This is a genomic window from Prevotella sp. lc2012 (assembly GCF_900107065.1).
GTDB lineage: Bacteria > Bacteroidota > Bacteroidia > Bacteroidales > Bacteroidaceae > Prevotella.
In genome coordinates, this window is the sequence record NZ_FNUF01000001.1 from 914527 (window position 1) to 934996 (window position 20470).

A 20470-nucleotide genomic window follows, 5' to 3' on the forward strand; every position below is an offset into this window, starting at 1 on the left:
CCATGACACAGAAAAGAACAACATCGGAGTTCATCACAGAACTCCAGCCGGGCGAGATCTTCGTGTTCGGCAGCAACCTGGAAGGAATGCACGGCGGTGGGGCCGCCTATACCGCCTATCGTAAGTTTGGCGCCATCATGGGACAGGGCGTTGGATTACAAGGACAGAGCTACGGCATACCCACGATGCATGGCGGCGTGGAAGCCATCCGCCCGTATGTGGACGAGTTTATCCTGTTCGCCAAGGCACATCCCGAACTGACCTTCCTCGTGACGCGCATCGGCTGTGGCATCGCCGGATTCACTGATGAAGAGATCGCGCCACTGTTCAGGGATGCACACGACGTGGAGAACATCGTATTGCCCCCCAACTGGTAGAACCTGTCTGAAAACACCTGCACTTTTTCAGCAAAAGGTGGGTCATTATGAAAAAAAAGTCGTACATTTGCAACTACCAATCTTTTAGAAACTTAAAAAACATATCAACATTCCTAAACATGAAACTCTTTTCATACATCAAAAATCAGAAGAGACTGCCAGTCATTATGGCGATGTCAGTCTTTGTCGTCCATTCCATAATGGCTCAAAACTCCAATCCTAGAGGATTGTACAGGCTTACCGAGATCGTTCATCAGGATGGCAAACATCTGGAGACAGGTTATAGACAGTACAGGTATTGCCTGGATAACTCTACGATCGTATTGACCTCCCCCTCTATCGACAACATCGAAAAGTCATTCGATTTCCAGATTACAAGTCCTGACGGGAAACCACTGACCCTCACAGGAGAACTGTCAAAGACAGACAACAAAGGAACACAGATTATCGGTACTTCAGACAGTACCTTCACCTATCGCTGGTATAACAACCAAAACAAGTCCGACGAGCGACTGTTCCCCTATCAGACGAATATCGACGAGGCATACATGTTGGTAAAAGACTCTACAGATGCAGCACAACGGGCTTTGAACCTGTTGCAGATGAAATTGGGTCCCAAGCAGCACCGTTTACAAGGCATATGGAAACAACGCGGTATACAACAGACGAACGACGCCAATTCACAGTATTGGATACGACGAGGCAGGATGGACACCTACTTGATCCTCGGAGAGCACGAGGCCGTCATCGCCATTCCCATCCCAGGCTCCCCATCAGCCAATCTGCAGGGTTTCTACACCCCTTGTAGTATTCTCAGCGACAACGCCTTTGAATACGACGGAAAGGCATCCATCGTACACTGGTTTAATGAGGAAACGATTTCCATTACCGCCCTCCAAGACGGACACCCATACGTGACCATCTGGGATCGTTGCGGTCTACCCCAAAATATTCAACAAGCATTCGGCACAGACACACCGCAGACATCGAAAGACCTCTCCCGTTTCTATACGGACGGCTTCATCGAGAAATACGGTCAACAACCCGACTCCATCCGTCAGGCCTATGAGACCTTCGACTATACCATTGATGCCAACGAGCGGAACAACGCCATCTTCCCTGTCTTGATGCGAAGCGGTTTTGAAGATGAGTACAAGGCACTGAAAGACTCGCTCATGGCACGTCTCATGAGAGGTGAGATCAATATTGACGATGCTGTAGGACAATATGTGTTCTGGTTCTATAAGAACTTCGACCGTCATACGAACTGTTCTTCGCAACGCTTTTACAAGCTGCGTTCAGAAGCTTTCGTAAACTACGAGAAACTCATTCCGCAATATGCGCCAGAGCCCGTAGGTTGTAAGGTAGACGACGAGACCTACCTCCTTCGTCTGCCATCAAGTATGGGCGACAAGCCCACCTGGGAATGGACACAGAAGAAGGCCGAGGAGTTCAAGCAGTCAGGCTGCCAATACCTTATCCTCGACCTGCGTGGTAACCATGGTGGCAGCGACGCCTTTGGCGAGATCTTTGCCAAGATGATGTGCGACTGCAGTGCGATGAACGACGAACAGTCTTTCTACAGGAGCAGCACGTTGAACAATGAGCGGTTGAAGAAAATCAGCAGTGTCTATTCCTACATGAACCATATCCTGACAGAGGCGCTCTCGACAGAGGAAGGAGCCCTCATCAACTGGCATACCACCCTCAAAGGAACAGACAAATACACGCCGCTGGTGCGTAAGGGAGCAATCATCATCGACAACTACAGCGCCAGCGCCGGTGAGTCACCAGTCCGTTTTGTCCGCAACTACTCCAAGAAACATGCCGCCGTCTATGGTCGTGAGCGCACCAACGGCTGTGAGCTGTCAGGCAACTGCAACACCATCCGATTGCCCCACAGCAATCTTTCCCTGACCTACCCCATGACAGTAGACGCCGCCTTTGAGGAAGCCTGCAAGGAGCGGGAACCAGGTCATAAGCCCGATGTCATCATCCCCCTGCCCTATCCTGAGCAGCTCACTGATAACATCGACCCCTGGGTGCTCTGGGTAGCCAAGAAAATGAAGAAATAAAACGATACAAGGAAAGCATGGACAAGAAGACTGTCTTTACAATGTTGCTGACTCTTGCCACCATGACTATTGGTGCGCAGAACCTGTCACATTACAAACGGGTCGTCAAGGAACTGAGCTCCGCCAAGTATCAAGGGCGCGGCTATGCCAAGCATGGTGCCAACAAGGCCGGAAGATTCCTACAGAAAGAGTTCCAGAAGGCAGGAGTGGACGAGGTGACGCTACAACCGTTCAAGTTGGATATCAACACCTTCTGCGGTCAGATGCAGATATGGGCCGATGGCAAGAAACTTCGTGCTGGCATCGACTTCTCCATGCGCGAGTACTCCCCTGGTGTCCACGGAGAGTTCCCCGTTTACCACGTAGATACACTGAACTTCGATGCCGACCGTCTACTGGCCGACCTGTCCAAGCCTGAGAATGCCAACTGCATGGTTGCCTGCGAGTTCTGGTTCACCTACCGTCATCGCAAGGTTTTCTCCAAGCTCCAGAAGGCAGGAGAGTGCCCCAACGCAGGACTCCTCTATACGCTGGAGGCACCTGTCAAGTTCTTTAAGGCATACGGAGAAAGGGTGATCGACAAACCCATCATCTGGGTAACGCCAGAGGCCATTGAGGGTGTGGAGCGCATAAAGGCCGATGTGGACAACCAGTTCCTGAAGGACTATGAGTGTTTCAATGTCATCGCCAAGGTCGAAGGACAGCGGCACGACAGTTGCTACGTCTTCACAGCCCACTACGACCATCTGGGTAATCTGGGAAAGAAGATCTTCTACGCTGGTGCCAATGACAATGCCTCTGGCACTGCCACCATCGTGACCCTGGCAGAATACTACGCCAAGAACCGTCCTCTGTACGACATGTACTTCATTGCCTTCTCAGGCGAGGATGCCAACCTGCGTGGTTCCACTTGGTATGCCGAGCATCCTAAGGTGCCGTTGAGCCAGATCAGATACCTCTTTAATATCGACATGATTGGTGATAACAACCCCACCCAGTATTGTGAGGTGAGCGAAGAGGGTATGCGCGGCTTCAGACTCTTCGAGCAGATCAACTCCGAGAAAAAACACTTCGAGTCCCTGCATCGCGGCGACCTGGCAGCCAACAGCGACCATTATCCCTTTGCCGAGCGACATGTGCCCTGCATCTTCCTGGAAAATGAGAATGGTGACGCCTTCCAATACTATCACACCATCTTCGACACATATAAGACTGTCCGCTTCGACAGCTACGAGCCAGTATTCCGTCTGGTGCGCGACTTCATAGAACAGTATTAAGGAAGAGGAAAACATAAAAACAATAAGGTCGCTAGCTCTCAAGGACTAGCGACCTATGTTTTTTATGCGAAGCAAAAACCAGTTGACTATTGAATCGCCTCGATCAACTGCTCGCAGATGCTTTTCATACCACTGATAGAGGGGTGTCCGTTCTGTTTATCTATGTCATGCAGTTCGATGAGTTGAACGTTATAATGCTTACAGATCTCACGGAACGACTCGTTAATCGACTCTGCGAGCTCAGAGTTCAACAGAGCATAGACCACTGCACTGGGATAGCGTTTCTGAAGTTTCTCGAGCAGGCATGCGAGGGCTGGACGGAAGCTCATGCAATCCTCCTTCGTCCAGTCAGCATACTGATATTCGCCCACAGGCGACTTAGCCCATGCGTCGTTAGTGCCACCAAACAGGAAAATGATGTCAGGATTACCCAGACTGTCGACACGCGCAATGAAATTGTTACGCGAGAAGTCCATACCACCATAGCCCGTGCCACAGATGGTGGTGCCACCCCAGGAATCGTTCTTTTCCAACTGATAGCCTTTCGCCTTGATATAAAGACTCCACCAGGTCTGCTCCACCTCGACGACGTCATTTCTGTCGTTGGGGTAGAACGAGGAGTAATGAGCAGGGATAACACCCTGGAAGGTGGAATACGAGTCGCCCAGGATGGACACTTTCTTGGTTTGTGCTGAGACAGCGACTGAAACAACTGCCATCAGCGTCAGGATGATTAACTTTTTCATGTTTTAAGTTTTTATTCAACTGCAAAGATATACATTTCATTTCTAAAAAACCAAAAACATAACAAAAAAAAAGAGCAACCTTTTGGGTTGCTCAACTTTTGGCGGAGAGAGAGGGATTCGAACCCCCGGTACCTCTCGGTACGGTAGTTTTCAAGACTACTGTAATCGACCACTCTACCATCTCTCCAGTGCTTCGATGTCTTGAAAGCGGGTGCAAAGGTAATGAGTTTTTTCGGAATGAACAAATTTTCAGCCAACTTTTTTCGTTTTCCCTTTGCATTTCCTTCACTTATTCATACCATTGCCATCTGTGATGGCGAAGGCACTCCCGCTCGGATTTTCCCAAATACATTTGGAAAATCCCTCACTTATTCGTACCTTTGAGGCAACAGCCCGAAGGTACTCTCGCTCGGATTTTCCCAAATACATTTGGAAAATCCCTCACTTATTCGTACCTTTGCAACGTGATTTATCCTAATAATTTCGAGCAAAAGCTTGGTTTCGACGAGATTCGCCGACTTTTGAAGGAGCGATGTCTCAGTACGCTGGGGAAAGAGAAGGTTGACGAGATGACCTTCTCTGCCGACTGTCATGATGTCAACGAATGGCTCACACAGGTACGTGAGTTCCGCAGGTTGCAGGAGGAGAAAGACGATTTCCCCATGCAGTATTTCTTCGATGTGCGAGAGGCTATCACGCGCATCAGGATGGAAGGAACGCATCTGGAGGAGGATGAGGTGTGGGACCTGCGACGCTCACTGGAGACCATCGCCAATATCGTGAGGTATCTGAACCGTCACGACGATGACAGCGAGGAGGCATCACCCTACCCCGCCCTATACCGTCTGACAGAGGGTGTCGTGACCTTCCCTGCCCTCATCAGGCGTATCGACTCCATCCTCGACAAATTCGGGAAAATCAAGGACTCGGCCTCGATGACCCTGGCCAGCATCCGTCATGAGCTGGCGAAGACGCAAGGCGGCATCTCGCGCACCCTGTACTCCATACTACACACGGCTCAGAAAGACGGACTGGTTGACAAGGACGCCGCTCCTACGATGCGTGACGGTCGACTGGTCATCCCCATCGCCCCATCGCTGAAACGTCGTATCAACGGTATCGTGCACGATGAGTCGGCCACAGGAAAGACCGTGTTCATTGAGCCGACGGAGGTGGTCGAGGCCAACAACAAGGTGCGGCAGTTGGAGGCCGAGGAGAGACGCGAGATCATCAGAATCCTCACCGTATTTACAGACGAGGTACGCCCACACGTGAAGGAGATTCTCGACTCGTACCAGTTCCTGGCACAGATAGACCTCATACATGCCAAGGCCGAATGGGCCCGACTGACGAAGGCCTTCGAGCCCGTCGTCGAAGACAAACCCCATATCGACTGGATCCACGCCATCCATCCGCTGCTGCAGCTCTCGCTCGAGAAGCAGGGAAAGAGTGTGGTCCCACTCGACATCACGCTCACCCACGACAAACGCATACTGATCATCTCTGGTCCGAACGCAGGCGGAAAATCCGTCTGTCTGAAGACCACTGGTCTGTTGCAGTATATGCTCCAGTGCGGTGTTCCCATCCCCGTGGGCGACCGTTCCACCACAGGCCTCTTCCACCACATCATGATAGACATCGGCGACGAGCAGAGCATCGAGAACGACCTCTCCACCTATTCGAGTCATCTGATGAACATGAAGCAGATGATGAGACAGGCCGACAAGCAGACGCTTCTGCTGATCGACGAGTTCGGCAGTGGTACGGAGCCGACCATAGGCGGTGCCATCGCCGAGGCTATGCTCAGGCAGTTCTGGAAGAAGCAGATCTTTGGTGTCATCACCACCCACTACCAGAACCTGAAGCATTTCGCGGAAGACCATCCTGGTGTCGTAAACGGAGCCATGCTCTACGACCGTCATCAGATGCAGGCACTGTTCCAGTTGGCCATCGGCCAGCCTGGCAGCTCGTTTGCCATCGAGATTGCCCGTAAGACAGGTATCCCTGAGGAGGTGATCCGTGACGCATCAGAGATCGTTGGTTCCGACTATATCCAGAGCGACAAATACCTGCAGGATATCGTACGCGACAAGCGCTACTGGGAGGGCAAGCGACAGACCATCCATCAGCATGAGAAGAAGCTGCAAGCCAGCGGCGAGCGCCTGGAGGCTGCCGTTGAGGAGATAGAGGCAGAGCGCAAGGCCATCCTGCGCAAGGCCAAGGAGCAGGCCGAGGAATTGCTGCGTGAGAGTAACAAGAAGATCGAGAACGCCATCCGCGAGATCCGCGAGGCACAGGCCGAGAAAGAGCGCACGCGCAAGATCCGCGAGGAGCTGAACACCTTCAGGGAGGAGATGGCCGAGATAGACGCCAAGGCCAGCGACGAGGCCATCGCCAAGAAGATCCGTCAGATACAAGAGCGCAAGGAACGTCGCGAGAAGCGCAAGCAAGAAAAGATGGAGAGGAAAGGAGACGGAACGGGAAGCAACGCAGAAGCCTCGGCAAGCAGTCCCAAGTCTCCCCGTGCCACAGCCCCGCTCCAGAAGGGCGACACCGTCCGCATCAAGGGTCTCACCTCTGTCGGCGAGATTGAGTCGATCAACGGAGAGATGGCGACCGTCATCTTCGGCGGCATGAAGACCAAGATGCGTACAGAACGACTGGAGCATGCCAAGGCCACCACGTCGGCACTGTCCAAGACAGAGGAGCGCAACAGCAGCATCGCAGGCGCATACGGCACCGTCTCGCGCGACACGCGTGAGGTCATAGACAACCGCAAACTGAACTTCCGTCAGGATCTCGATGTCAGAGGCATGCGAGGCGACGAGGCCATCAATGCCGTCACCTATTTCATCGACGATGCCATCCTTGTCGGCATGCCTCGCGTACGTATTCTCCATGGCACAGGAACAGGTGTCCTGAGGCAGCTGATACGCCAATATCTGGGCACGATTCCTAACGTCAGAGCCTTCCGCGACGAGCATGTTCAGTTCGGTGGTTCAGGCATCACGGTGGTCGATTTAGACTGATTTTTGCACCTTGATATAGATTAAGCGACACACACGCAACTGCAAAAAAATCAAAAAACATTTGGCTAACTCACTGATTTTCCGTACCTTTGCACGCAGAAATACAAAAACGCCCGTAGCGAAGGGCGCTTGGCACGACGCGAAGTCGTACCATATTTGAAAAGGAAATCTAAAGGATAACGCGGTACTCGCGATGAGTTTCCGCCTAAAGTATAGAGATATGATTCAAATATTTAAAAAGGTTAGTGTGAGCTTGATGGCTCTGGCATTGGTCACCACGACAGCTTCGGCTTCAGACCGCACCACAGAGAACGCTACTTCTCCAAATAAGACAAGCGTCAAGAGTGTCGCCAAGAGCAGCAAAACATCAAGCGTCAACTGGAATCCAGTAATGGATGCGATTATTCAAGTAGAAAGCGAAGGAAATCCCAACGCCGTGAGTGGAAACTCTGTAGGCGCTATGCAGATTACTCCGATTCTTGTGAGAGATTGCAATGATATTCTGAAAAGGAGGAAGAGTAGTAAGCGTTTCACGATGGCCGACCGTTACAGCGTCGCCAAGTCGAAGGAGATGTTCCTGTTAATTCAACAGCATTATAACCCTGAGAATAGCATTGAAAAGGCTATTCGCTCCTGGAACGGAGGAGTGCGTTATAGCGTCCGCGCGACCGAACGTTACTATCAGAAGGTTATGAGAAAGATGAAGTAAGCTATCTATTTCAAGAACTATACAAATCCGGTTGCCAAGGTACAAACTTGGCGACCGGATTTTATTTTTGCCCATACGGGAGCACGTGAGAACCAGACGGAGCAAAAAAAAGAAGTCCGAGCATTCGGACTTCATTGTTGCGGAGGCAGGATTCGTAATCGTTTGCTTGCAAACGCTTTGACCTTGGTCAAAGAACGTCGACCGGGAACACGGTCGAATCCTCCGTAAACGAAAGAAACCCGACTACTGTCGGGTTCCGTAGTTGCGGAGGCAGGATTCGAACGTGCGACCTCCAGGTTATGAGCCTGGCGAGCTACCAACTGCTCCACTCCGCGATGTTGTTTTTCTTAAGCGGGTGCAAAGGTACAACTATTTTTCGAGCTAACCAAATAATTAGGCCATTTTTTTGAAAAAACATTGTTTTTATAACTTTTCACGTCCTTTTCTTTGTTCATTTCAAAGAAATCCTTTACTTTTGCACATTATAATTGCCGTGTGCAATTCCACAAAAGCAAGGAGGAAAAAAATATGTCCATATCCAAGACAAGACAAAAACTGGTAGACGTAGCACGCCAGTTGTTCGCCATGAACGGACTGGAGAATACGACGATGAACGACATTGCCTTGCAATCAGGCAAGGGGCGTCGTACATTATATACCTATTTTAAGTCGAAAGAAGAGATCTACTATGCTGTCATCGAGAGTGAGCTGGAGCGCCTGAGCGACAAGCTCGACGAGGTGGCAGCCCGCAAGATCCGTCCTCAGGACAAGATCATCGAGCTGATCTACACCCATCTGAGCATGATTCGTGAGACAGTGGTGCGCAACGGCAACCTGCGTGCCGAGTTCTTCCGTAACATCTGGATGGTCGAGAAGGTGCGCAAGCATTTCGACGATGCCGAGATAGAGCTCTTCCGCAAGGTTTACACCGAAGGCAAGGAAGACGGTGAGTTCGACATCGACAATGTGGAGCTCGTGGCCGACATCACCCACTATTGTATCAAGGGTCTCGAGGTACCTTATATATATGGGCGCATCGCGCATGGCATGAAAGAGGAAGACACCAAGCCTCAGGTAGCCAAGGTCGTCTACGGAGCACTTGGAAAGTTCCAGAAGAAATAAAAACCATATTAAGAATAAACATTATAAACATTATAACCATTAAAAGAACTAAAGAATAATTATGGGATTACTAGAAGGTAAGACAGCCCTGATCACAGGAGCTGCACGCGGTATCGGAAAAGCTATCGCACTGAAGTTTGCCGAAGAAGGCGCGAACATCGCATTCACCGACCTCGCCGTTAACGAGGAGACGGAGAAGGAAATTGCCGCCAAGGGCGTCAAGGCCAAGAGCTACGCATCCAACGCTGCCGATTTCGCACAGACAGAAGAGGTGGTCAAGGCCGTAAAGGAAGAGTTTGGAAGCATCGATATCCTGGTGAACAACGCAGGAATCACGAAAGACGGTCTGATGCTCCGCATGACAGAGCAGCAGTGGGACGCCGTCATCGCCGTCAACCTGAAGTCTGCTTTTAACTTCATCCACGCCTGCATCCCCGTGATGATGCGTCAGCGTGGCGGTTCGATCATCAACATGGCCTCTGTCGTAGGTGTTCACGGAAATGCTGGTCAGGCCAACTACGCCGCCTCCAAGGCCGGTCTGATTGCCCTCGCCAAGAGTATTGGTCAGGAGATGGGTCCGAAGGGTATCCGTGCCAACGCCATCGCCCCAGGCTTCATCGACACAGCCATGACTCAGGCTCTGCCAGATGACATCCGCAAGGAATGGATCAACAAGATTCCCCTGCGCCGTGGTGGACAGGTTGAGGATATCGCCAACGTGGCTACGTTCCTGGCATCCGACCTCTCAAGCTATGTCAGCGGTCAGGTGATTCAGGTCGACGGTGGTATGAACATGTAGGATTATGGAGGTCGTTTACGAAGACAACCATATTATCATTGTCAACAAACAGAGTGGGGAGATCGTCCAGGGCGATAAGACTGGCGATCGCCCCCTCTCTGATATTGTAAAAGATTATATCAAAGAAAAGTACCAGAAGCCAGGAGCCGTTTTCCTCGGCGTGGTGCATCGTCTCGACCGTCCCGTCAGCGGACTGGTCATCTTTGCCCGTACCTCCAAGGCCCTCACACGCCTCAACAAGATGTTCGTCGAGGGAGAAGTGCACAAGACCTACTGGGCGATTGTGAAGAAAGAGACAGGAACCAGAAGCCAGGATACAGGAGAATGGCATACGCTCACCCACTGGCTCGTACGTAACGAGAAGCAGAACAAGAGTTATGCCTACGACCATGAGAAACCTAATGCCAAGAAAGCCATTCTAAAGTACAGAACCATCGGACAGTCAGACAATTACACACTTCTGGAGGTGAACCTGATGACAGGCCGCCACCATCAGATACGCTGTCAGTTGGCAGCCATGGGCTGTCCCATCAAGGGCGACCTCAAGTACGGAGCCCCACGAAGCAATCCTGACGGCAGCATCTCCCTGATGTCACGCCGCGTGGAGTTCATCCATCCCGTATCCAAAGCGCCGATCATTGTCGACGCCCCCATCCCCCAAGACCCGCTCTGGCAGGCCCTCGTCCCAGCGAACCGCTGACACGCGGACATTAATATTGTCAATTACATTCATAAACAAAAAAAAGAGAATTCCATTTCTGGAATTCCCTTTAACGGTCCCGATATGCACATCGGGCATATATGGATTATTGCAAGTCAGAAGTGAATGCTCACATGACCGTTCGAGCCGTGTACCACCAGTGACGCATGCGTATGATGGGGTGCAGGATGATGGCGATGATGCGGAGCGTGCCTCTTCGGCATCGGTGCGGGCTTCGGCATCGGTGCGGGCTTCGGCATCGGACGATAGAAGTGAGACAGACGGATATACCTGTCGTACTGTGAGGCCGTGAGCACTCTGCGTAGCATGCGGTTACGGTGTTTCCAGCTCTTTCCATAGGCATTGCTATGATGATTGACACTGCGCAGATAGTCGAAGTTGATGTCATAGACTGCGTGATACTGTGCTGGCATCAGATGGAGCTCATGTGTCATCTTATCCGTCATATACTTTGCCTCATGCCTGGCCTCGGTACGTGTTAAAGCATTGGCAGTGATGGCTATCGTCATCAGCATGCTCAGAATCATCATCTTCTTCATAATCGTTGAGTTTAAATGGTTATACTTTAATTTGCTTTTGTTGATGCAAAGATACACACATCCTGCTCCGTTTCAAAAGGAATGTTCCTAAAACGGAGGAGGATTTCCCCTAAAGATACGAGGGATTCCCCTACTGCCCCATCAGGCAGCAGAGCAAAGAAGACGATGCTATTATATCAAGGTTTAGGCGAGAAAAAGAGCGTCCAGCGATAGAGGTTACAGCCGACAAAGTTGCCGAGCACCTCAGACACATACACCACCAATACAGACCCCTGCACCACCTGTTCGGCAGGAGACACCAGGAAATAGAAAGCATCCGCGATGGAGTGCGCGAAGCCACAGAGTATGAACACAGGCACACCGAGCACGAGTGGCAGCATTTTCCCCTTGCGGGCGAACTCCACCGCCGTTGTCATAATAAATCCGCAGCCGATGGCCAGCAAGAAGCACGCCCACGGTCCCTTTGCCAACCTGCCAGCAAGGATCTTCGAGGCCGGCTCTACGCAGTCGGGCTGAGCATAAGCGATGAGCCATGCCGAGAGCAGGCATCCCACGATATTACCCAACAGAACGACCGTCAGCATCGCCCAGTCGCCCTGACGACGGATGAATCCAGCCGTACCCGTATAGAGCTTCAGTCCATAGTACACCACGGTGGTCAGTCCGAAGGCGAACAGCACCGCACCAGCCACGCCACCCACGCGCAGGTTCACCACGCAACCAATTGAAATACAGATACCTGCAAGAATTGCCAAAGGAAAAATCTCCTGTAATAAACTCACTTTCTTCATAATGGTTACAAAGTTACGAAAAAACGAGCGCAGAACAAAATAAGTTCACTTATTTTTTATGCCGAGTGCAAGTAACTTCGCGGTCGAACGACCGCAGAGTTACGCAAAAACAAGAGAAAATATTTAACATTTTATATGATAGTGCAAAACTGACGTATTGGACATTGGACAATTGGACAATTGGACAAAACTAAAATTTGATTGGAATCGACGGTACTAATGACAATAATTTAATTATATTATATATTATAATATATAATATAATTAATATAATATAATATATTAATTATTTCTTTTCTTTGTCTTGGTTTCGACAAAGAAAAAAACTTTTTGTCCAATTGTCCAATTGTCCAATTGTCCAAAATGTCCAAGGCCTCAGCAAAGCGAATATTGATAGAATAAATTTACACAGCCAACGCATCCGAAGGTAAGACTACAGCAGGCTCCCAGCAACGGCACGGTTTGCTCGGAGGAAAACAGGAGTTTCATCGGAGGAAAGTCGGCCTTTCCACGGAGGAAACCCCGAGGGCGCTGAAACGCCCTGAATACGGGGCGTTCAGGATCGGCCGAGCACCTGACAAATTTTATTTACTTCCATAGGAAGGCGCAGCCTACTTCCGTAGGAAGGAACGACCTACTTTCGTTGGAAGAAGCGACCTACCTCCGTAGGAAGGAACGACCTACGGCGGCATATGGCGAGGTCTGAGAGAGGGGGCAAAACGCATAGAACTATGGGGCATAACATGCCATAACATGCAATAACGTGCAACAACTGAATTCGCACAAGGAAAATGCTTGGTGATTGGCGCGATTATTCGTAATTTTGCAGCAAGAAATCAATCAGATGACATTTTCGCCCCCGCAAATACTCACATCTGGTCAAGATACGAAAAAACAAGTGAAAATATCTAAAGTTGACGTGTTATTTCAAAGAAATATTGTACTTTTGCACCATCGACCATTAGAAACGAATGAAGAAGACTCTTAAGTGGTTCGGGATAGCGGTAATCACTCCCCTTCTACTGTTCATCATACTCGCCGTATTGCTCTATCTGCCGCCAGTACAGAACTGGGCGGTGAAGAAAGCGGCAGCCATCGCCTCGGAGAAGACAGGCATGGAGATCACCATAGACCATGTCCGTCTGGCCTTTCCGCTCGACCTTGGTATCGACGGATTCCGTGCCATCAAGCAGAACGACTCACTGCCACAGGTGAGAGACACCATTGCCGACGTGCGCAGGTTGGTGGTCGACATCCGTCTCCTGCCGTTGCTGAAGAAACAGGTGATCATCAAGGAGCTGGCATTCCAGCAGGCTAAGATCAACACCAACGGCTTTATCAGCGACCTGCGTGTCAAGGGCGAGCTCGACGAACTGCGACTGTCGTCGAAGGGCATCGACCTCAATAAGGAGACGGCAGAGATCAACGGTGCCCGTCTGTCGGGTGCACGCCTCGACATCGCCCTAAGCGACACGGCAGCCGTAGACACCACAGAGTCGGCCATGAAATGGATTATCAACGCCGACTCCATCTGTGCCTCACACAGCGACCTGACGATCCACATGCCTGGCGACACGCTGAATATGGGTATCACCCTCGGCCAGGCCGTCGCCCGTCAGGCCGACATCGACCTGGGACGCGGCATCTACCGTGTGGGCAGTCTCAGTTGGCACGAAGGCCGTCTCACCTACGACGACCGTTACCAGCCAGAGGTCAAGGGGCTCGACTACAACCACATCGACATGAGTCATCTCGCACTCGACATCGACTCCATCAGTTACTCACCAGAGGGCACCTCACTGCTGATCCGTCATGCCGCCATGAAAGAGAAGAGCGGCCTGGAGATCACGGATGCCACGGGTGGTGTGCGCCTCGACCCGTCGTTCAGCAACATTCGTCTGCAGGGCATGACGATGCGCACACCCGACTCTGACATCTTCGCGGAGGCCGACGTCGACTTCAACGTGGCCGACATCCAGAACCCGGGGAAGATGCATCTCCGTCTGAACGGTCAGCTGGGAAAACAGGACATCATGCGTTTCCTGGGTGACATGCCGCAGAAATTCGTGGAACGGTATCCCAACCACCCACTCGTCGTCAAGGGATCGGTAGACGGGAACATGCAGCAGATGACCTTCACAGGACTGGACATCTCACTGCCCACTGCGCTCCACCTCACCCTCAACGGCAAGGCAGAGAACCTGACGGACATGAGCCGGCTGAAGGCCGACCTCCGTATGAACGCCCAAGCACAGGACCTCAATTTCGTCACAACGCTGGTTGACCCCAAGCTGTCGGGCAACTACCGCATACCTTATGGCATCACACTCGACGGCACACTGAAGGCCGACGGCACACGATACACCACCGACCTCGTGGCGCGTGAGGGGAAAGGGAGCGTGAGCATGAAGGGATCGGCACAGATCCCGCTCAACAAGAAAGGAGAGATGGCGGTCGACCTGATGAGCTACGATGCCCAGATCAGCATCAACAGTCTGAACGTGCATCATTTCATGCCCAAGGACTCCATCTATACAGTATCCGCCGACATCAAGGCGAAGGGCTACGGCACCGACTTCCTGTCCAGTCGCAGTCGTCTGACAGCCAGCACCACCGTGCGCCAGATACAATACGGCAGTTGGAACCTGAAGAACCTCTCTGCCCAGGCCCATCTGCAGAACGGCCGAGGACGGGTGAACGTCACGGGACATAACGAGCTCTTCGACGGTACGGTAGGCATCGATGCCCTGCTCAGCACCAAGAAGTTCGACGGCACAGTGAGCGCCGACCTGGCCAAGGCCGATCTCTTCCGCATGCGACTCATGGACAAGCCACTCACCATCGGCATGTGCGGGCATCTGGACATCACCTCGGACATGAAGGAGACGCATCACGTGAACGGCCTCATCAGCGAGCTTTATATCCAAGACGACAAGAAGACCTACCGTCCAGAGGACATGGGACTGCTGGTGAGCACCACAACAGACACGACTTATGTACGGGCACAGAGCGGCGACCTCATCGTGAAGCTCGATGCCAAAGGCGGCTACGAGCGACTGCTCAGACAGATGACCACCCTCGCCGACTCCGTCATGGCGCAATACAACCAGAAGGTCATCGACCAACAAGCCATCAAACGGCTACTGCCCACCATGAAGCTCCATGTGGAGAGCAAGCGCGACAATCCTATTGTCAATCTGCTGAACATCAACAATATCGACTTCAAGGAGCTGTGCGTTGACATGGCCAGCTCGCCCGAGACGGGCATCAACGGCAAGAGCCACCTCTACTCGCTCAACTACGACAGTATCCGCATCGACACCATCCGCCTGGACCTCACACAGAAAGGCGACAAGCTGACCTATCAGGGACAGATACGTAACAACCGCCGGAACCCACAGTTCGTGTTCAATGCCCTTATCGACGGACACATCCATGAGCACGGTGCCCTGGCAGGTGTACGCTACTACGACGACCACGGCAAGCTGGGCGTACGAGTCGGTGCTACGGCAGAGATGGAGGATGGCGGTATCCGCTTCAAACTGCTGCCCGAACGACCGACACTCGGCTATAAGGAGTTCAACCTGAACGAGGACAATTTCATCTTCCTGGGCAGCGACAAGAAGATACAGGCGAAGGTCGACCTGATAGCCGACGACAAGACGGGTCTGAAGCTCTACACGGCAAACCAGGACGCATCGATGCTGCAAGACCTGACACTCTCGGTGAACCGTCTCGACCTGGGCGAGATATCCTCGGTGGTGCCCTATCTGCCGAAGGTCACAGGTAAGCTACATGGCGACTATCATATCCTGATAGACCAACAAGAGCATATCTCCGTGGTTTCCGACATGGCCGTCTACGACATGACCTACGAGGGCTCGCCCATCGGAAACATCAGCACCGAACTGGTGTATCTGATGAAGGAAGACGACACCCATGCCGTCGAGGCCCGTCTGATGCTCGACGATGAGGAGTTCGGCTTACTCAGCGGTATCTACCAGGCACCCACGACAGGCGACGACGGCAAGATCGACGCCACCTTCACGATGACCCGTATGCCACTCTCCCTGGCCAACGGTTTCGTGCCCGACCAGCTGGTGGGTCTTGAGGGCTACGGCGAGGGCACGCTGACCATCAAAGGTACCACCACCCATCCCGACGTAAACGGTGAGGTGTATGTCGACGAGGCCTATCTCGTCAGCATCCCCTACGGTATCCGCATGCGCTTCGACAACGACCCTGTACGCATCGTGGGCAGCCATCTGCTGTTGGAGAACTTCGGTCTCTATGCCTATAATGACGAGCCGCTGAACCTGATGGGCAACATCGACTTCTCGGATACCGAGCACATCGCCATGGACATGAGGATGCAGGCACGCAACCTGCTGCTGATCAACGCACGGCAAGAGGCGAAGTCGATTGCCTATGGCAAGGCATTCGTCAATTTCTACGCCCGGATGCAGGGACCATTGGAGGAGTTGAGCATGCGTGGACGACTCGACGTGCTCGGCACCACCGACCTCACCTATATGCTACTCGACTCACCGCTCTCAACAGATAACCGCATGGACGAGCTGGTGAAGTTCACAGACTTCTCAGACACGACGCAGGTTGTCGTCACGCGGCCTGTGCCCACGGGCCTGAATGCCGACCTGAACATCAACGTGTCGCAGGGCGCTCATATCGTCTGTAACCTGAACACGGAACAGACCAACTACGTCGACCTGATGGGAGGCGGAGACCTGCGCATGAGATACAATGCCGAGGGTATCAACCTCACAGGTCGCTACACCCTGGCGAGCGGAGAGATGAAATACTCACTGCCCATCATCCCACTGAAGACCTTCGCGATCAAGGACGGCAGTTATGTGGAGTTCACTGGCGACCCGATGAACCCCAGGCTGAACATCACCGCCACCGAACGCACCAAGGCGACCGTCGGCAACGAGGGCGGACAGAGCCGCAGTGTGGCCTTCGACTGTGGTGTCGTCATCACCAAGACCCTTAACGACATGGGACTGGAGTTCATCATCGACGCACCAGAGGATAACACCATCAGCAGCGAGCTCGCCACGATGTCGACGGAGGAACGCGGAAAGATCGCCGTGACGATGCTCACTACAGGTATGTACCTGGCCGACGGTAATACGGGTAACTTCTCGATGAACTCGGCCCTGAGCTCGTTCCTGCAGAGCGAGATCAACAGCATCGCCGGATCGGCACTGAAGACGCTGGACCTCAGCGTGGGCATCGACAACTCGACGGACGCCTCTGGTGGTACACGTACCGACTACTCCTTTAAGTTCGCCAAGCGATTCATGAACAACCGTCTGAAGCTACAGATAGGCGGTAAGGTATCGACAGGATCGAGCGACGCCATGGGACAGAACCAGTCGTTCTTCGACAACGTGAGTATGGAATATCGTCTGAACCAGGATGCCACAAAGTATATCAAGCTGTTCTATAACCAGAACGTCTACGACTGGCTCGAGGGTTATACAGGTGAATATGGTGGTGGTTTCATCTGGCGACGGAAACTGGATCATTTCAAGGACATCTTCCATTTCAAGAAGAAAGAGTCTTTGCCTACGCTGATGCGGCAACCAACCAGCAAGCGCGACAGTGTAAGGGTAAGGCCTTCGACAAGTTCTTCCGCTGGGCCGTCTGTAGGCCCGTCCGCTGGCCCTTCGACAAGCTCAGGGACCGCGGCGGTTGCTGAGCCTGCCGAAGCAAAGCGCCGTCCCGCGGTTGCTGAGCCCGTCGAAGCAAAGAAAAAATAGAAATTATGAAAGTAGTCAGATATATCCCCCTTCTACTTCTGCTGGCATCCTGTTCGATGACCAAGAACATCCCCGACGACGACCAGCTCTTCGTAGGCCTGACAAAGATTGTCTACGAGGATGAGAAGAACTATGCCGAGAAGAGCTACGACGACCACCTCACCACCACGAAGGAAGAGGTAGAGGCCGCCCTGGCCACAGAGCCCAACGGCTCCCTGTTCGGCAGCAGCTATATCTCCATGCCCTGGTCGTGGCACCTGTGGGTCTACAATAAATTCTCAGGCAAGAAGTCGGGCTTTGCCAAATGGATGACGAAATCGTTCGGCAAGGCTCCCGTCCTGATGAGTCAGGTGAACCCCGCCCTTCGAGCCTCGGTAGCCAGTTCCGTTCTCCGCAACAACGGCTATTTCAGAGGACACGTGAGCTACGAGGCCGTACCAAGGAAGAACCCGAAGAAAAGCAAGATCGGCTATACCGTCAGACTCGACTCCCTCTTTACGCTCGACTCGGTGGCGTACACGAATTTCCCCGCCGAGATACAAGCACTGATCGACTCCACCAGGGAGGAACGGCTCATCAACAGGGGCACACCATTGAGTGTGGCGGTCCTTGACGGAGAGCGTAACCGTATCAGTACCCTACTCAGGAACAACGGATACTATTACTTCAACCCCAGCTACACCTCGTACCTGGCCGACACGTTTGCTACCGCAGACAAGGCACAGCTGCGGCTCCAGCTGGCCGACGGACTGGATGAGGCGGTGCTCCACAGATGGTATGTCGGCAAGATCGACGTGCTGTTCCGCAAGTCGATGCGCGAGACGCTCACTGACTCCATCAGTCGGCGGTTCCTGACCATCCATTTCAACGGGCGGCGCTCTCCTATCCGTCCCAGTGTGGTGTTACGCGACCTGCGCCTCCGTCCTCGTCAGGAGTTCAGCTATGACAGATACCAGGAGTCCGTCGGCAAGATCAACTCCACAGGTGTCTTCAGCAGCACGGATTTCCAGTTCACCCAGCGCCCAGGAACCGATACCCTCGACCTGCGGCTGAGTTGTGTCTTCGACAAGCCCTACGACTTCTATATCGAGGGCAACGCCATCGGGCGCACCAGTGGCCGCTACGGTCCTGAGGCAAAGATCGGTCTCACGAAACGCAATGCCTTCCGTGCCGGCGAGAAACTCGACATCAACCTGCACGGTGCCTACGAATGGGAGCGTGGCGGCGGATCAGACATGAGCAGCTATCAATACGGTGCCGATGCGTCGATTGAATTCCCGCGTATCATCGCCCCCTTCTACAACAGCGACAGGATACGTCGCAGTCAGCGCCCTGGTGGCAGTCGTACACCTGACGGTACCAGGCGGCGGCGTCACCGTTTCTATACCACACCTGTCACCTACGCCAAAATATCAACAGACATCGTGCGCCGTCCGAAATACTACAAGATGCACGTCGTGACAGGCGAATGGACCTACCGTTGGCAGCCATCGGCAAGCAGTCGGCACGAGCTGTCGCCACTGACGGTGAAGTACCAGTATATGAACAGTCATACGGAGAAGTTCGACTCCATGATGCAGGTCAACCCCTACCTCATCGCCTCGATGTCGGACTATTTCATCCCGAAGATGCGATACTCGTACACCTATACCAGTCCGTCGTCCCTGCGTCACCCCATCCGCTGGGAGACCACCATCGAAGAGGCGGGTAACCTCGTCTCACTATGGGATATGGCGGGCGGTCACAGCTTTAACGAGAAGGGAAAGAGCTTCTTCAAGACGCCCTACTCACAGTTTGTCAAGCTGGAGACGGATCTGTCGAAGACCTGGAGCCTGAACACCACATCGCAACTGGTGGGACACGTGAATGCCGGCGTGATCTATGCCTACGGCAACAGCGACTACACCCCCTTCAGTGAGAGTTTCTATGTAGGTGGAGCCAACAGTGTTCGCGCCTTCGGCGTACGAAGGATCGGACCAGGAGCCTTTGACGGCAGCGTGCTCTCGCGACAGGCCAGCTATCTTTTCCAGAATGGCGACATCAAGTTCGTAGCCAACCTAGAATATCGCACAAGACTGTTCGGTGATCTGAACGGAGCTGTCTTCCTCGATGCAGGTAACGTGTGGAGCTTCGACGAGCTATGGGATGAGAACGACACCGACGGCGCACCTGTCGAGCATACGGCATTCAAGCCATCCAGGATGCTCGACGAGATGGCGCTGGGCACTGGCATCGGCCTGCGCTACGACCTGGGCTTCCTCGTCATACGTCTTGACTGGGGCTTGGCCCTGCACTGTCCGTACGATACGGGCAAGTCGGGATACTTCAACGTCAACCGCTTCAAAGATGCGCACACGCTGCACTTCGCCATCGGCTATCCTTTCTAAACGACATATCTCACCCATTAACACGGAATGAATATAAAAAAGTACGAGAAAACCTGCGGAATCTGAGGCTTTTTTTGTACCTTTGCAGACAATTTAAAAACAAACACTAATTGTA

General features: G+C 52.6%; 13 protein-coding genes and 2 tRNA genes. 10 read left to right on the top strand and 5 right to left on the bottom strand.

Going from position 1 to position 20470, the window contains the following annotated elements; genetic code table 11:
- Positions 1 to 2: 2 nt before the first annotated feature.
- From BLU99_RS03955 to BLU99_RS03965, 3 genes are all read left to right on the top strand, one after another.
- On the top strand, positions 3 to 377 hold the full coding sequence (locus BLU99_RS03955) for an A1S_2505 family phage non-structural protein (RefSeq protein ID WP_091899846.1): 375 nt from the start codon (positions 3 to 5) through the stop codon (positions 375 to 377).
- Positions 378 to 496: 119 nt separating this feature from the next.
- A complete protein-coding gene (locus BLU99_RS03960) occupies positions 497 to 2452 on the top strand; it encodes a S41 family peptidase (RefSeq protein ID WP_218128532.1) in 1956 nt (651 codons plus the stop codon).
- Between the two features lie 17 nt (positions 2453 to 2469).
- Positions 2470 to 3729 (top strand): M28 family metallopeptidase, encoded by a 1260-nt coding sequence (locus BLU99_RS03965; protein ID WP_091899848.1) that lies wholly within the window; start codon positions 2470 to 2472, stop codon positions 3727 to 3729.
- A gap of 86 nt (positions 3730 to 3815) precedes the next feature.
- Here the strand turns inward: BLU99_RS03965 and BLU99_RS03970 are convergent, their stop codons facing one another.
- Positions 3816 to 4475 (bottom strand): SGNH/GDSL hydrolase family protein, encoded by a 660-nt coding sequence (locus BLU99_RS03970; protein WP_091899849.1) that lies wholly within the window; start codon positions 4473 to 4475, stop codon positions 3816 to 3818.
- A gap of 99 nt (positions 4476 to 4574) precedes the next feature.
- A tRNA-Ser gene (locus tag BLU99_RS03975) sits at positions 4575 to 4662 on the bottom strand.
- Between the two features lie 277 nt (positions 4663 to 4939).
- Here BLU99_RS03975 and BLU99_RS03980 point away from each other — a divergent pair.
- Positions 4940 to 7504, top strand: a complete 2565-nt coding sequence (locus tag BLU99_RS03980) for an endonuclease MutS2 (RefSeq protein WP_091899850.1) — start codon at positions 4940 to 4942, stop codon at positions 7502 to 7504.
- A 220-nt stretch (positions 7505 to 7724) separates the two neighbouring features.
- Positions 7725 to 8213 carry a lytic transglycosylase domain-containing protein gene (locus BLU99_RS03985; RefSeq protein ID WP_255397431.1) on the top strand — a complete coding sequence of 163 codons (489 nt, stop codon included), beginning with the start codon at positions 7725 to 7727 and terminating at the stop codon, positions 8211 to 8213.
- Positions 8214 to 8475: 262 nt separating this feature from the next.
- Here the strand turns inward: BLU99_RS03985 and BLU99_RS03990 are convergent.
- A tRNA-Met gene (locus BLU99_RS03990) sits at positions 8476 to 8548 on the bottom strand.
- Positions 8549 to 8741: 193 nt separating this feature from the next.
- Here BLU99_RS03990 and BLU99_RS03995 point away from each other — a divergent pair.
- From BLU99_RS03995 to BLU99_RS04005, 3 genes are all read left to right on the top strand, one after another.
- On the top strand, positions 8742 to 9335 hold the full coding sequence (locus tag BLU99_RS03995) for a TetR/AcrR family transcriptional regulator (protein WP_091899949.1): 594 nt from the start codon (positions 8742 to 8744) through the stop codon (positions 9333 to 9335).
- 61 nt (positions 9336 to 9396) lie between these two features.
- On the top strand, positions 9397 to 10134 hold the full coding sequence (fabG, locus tag BLU99_RS04000; protein ID WP_091899851.1) for a 3-oxoacyl-[acyl-carrier-protein] reductase: 738 nt from the start codon (positions 9397 to 9399) through the stop codon (positions 10132 to 10134).
- Between the two features lie 4 nt (positions 10135 to 10138).
- The gene (locus BLU99_RS04005) at positions 10139 to 10834 is read left to right on the top strand and encodes an RluA family pseudouridine synthase (RefSeq protein WP_091899852.1); all 696 of its coding nucleotides are present in this window, start codon (positions 10139 to 10141) and stop codon (positions 10832 to 10834) included.
- 116 nt (positions 10835 to 10950) lie between these two features.
- On the opposite strand, the gene BLU99_RS04010 is transcribed toward BLU99_RS04005, so the two are convergent.
- Together BLU99_RS04010 and BLU99_RS04015 are read right to left on the bottom strand one after the other, a co-directional pair.
- Positions 10951 to 11394: a hypothetical protein gene (locus BLU99_RS04010; protein WP_091899853.1), complete on the bottom strand. Its 444-nt coding sequence runs from the start codon at positions 11392 to 11394 to the stop codon at positions 10951 to 10953.
- Positions 11395 to 11570: 176 nt separating this feature from the next.
- Positions 11571 to 12185, bottom strand: a complete 615-nt coding sequence (locus BLU99_RS04015; RefSeq protein WP_091899854.1) for a formate/nitrite transporter family protein — start codon at positions 12183 to 12185, stop codon at positions 11571 to 11573.
- A gap of 971 nt (positions 12186 to 13156) precedes the next feature.
- Between BLU99_RS04015 and BLU99_RS04020 the strand changes: the two genes are divergently transcribed.
- A complete protein-coding gene (locus BLU99_RS04020; protein WP_091899855.1) occupies positions 13157 to 17968 on the top strand; it encodes a translocation/assembly module TamB domain-containing protein in 4812 nt (1603 codons plus the stop codon).
- A 5-nt stretch (positions 17969 to 17973) separates the two neighbouring features.
- Complete coding sequence (locus BLU99_RS04025) at positions 17974 to 20355, top strand: translocation and assembly module lipoprotein TamL (RefSeq protein ID WP_091899856.1); 2382 nt, start codon at positions 17974 to 17976, stop codon at positions 20353 to 20355.
- Positions 20356 to 20470 lie beyond the last annotated feature (115 nt).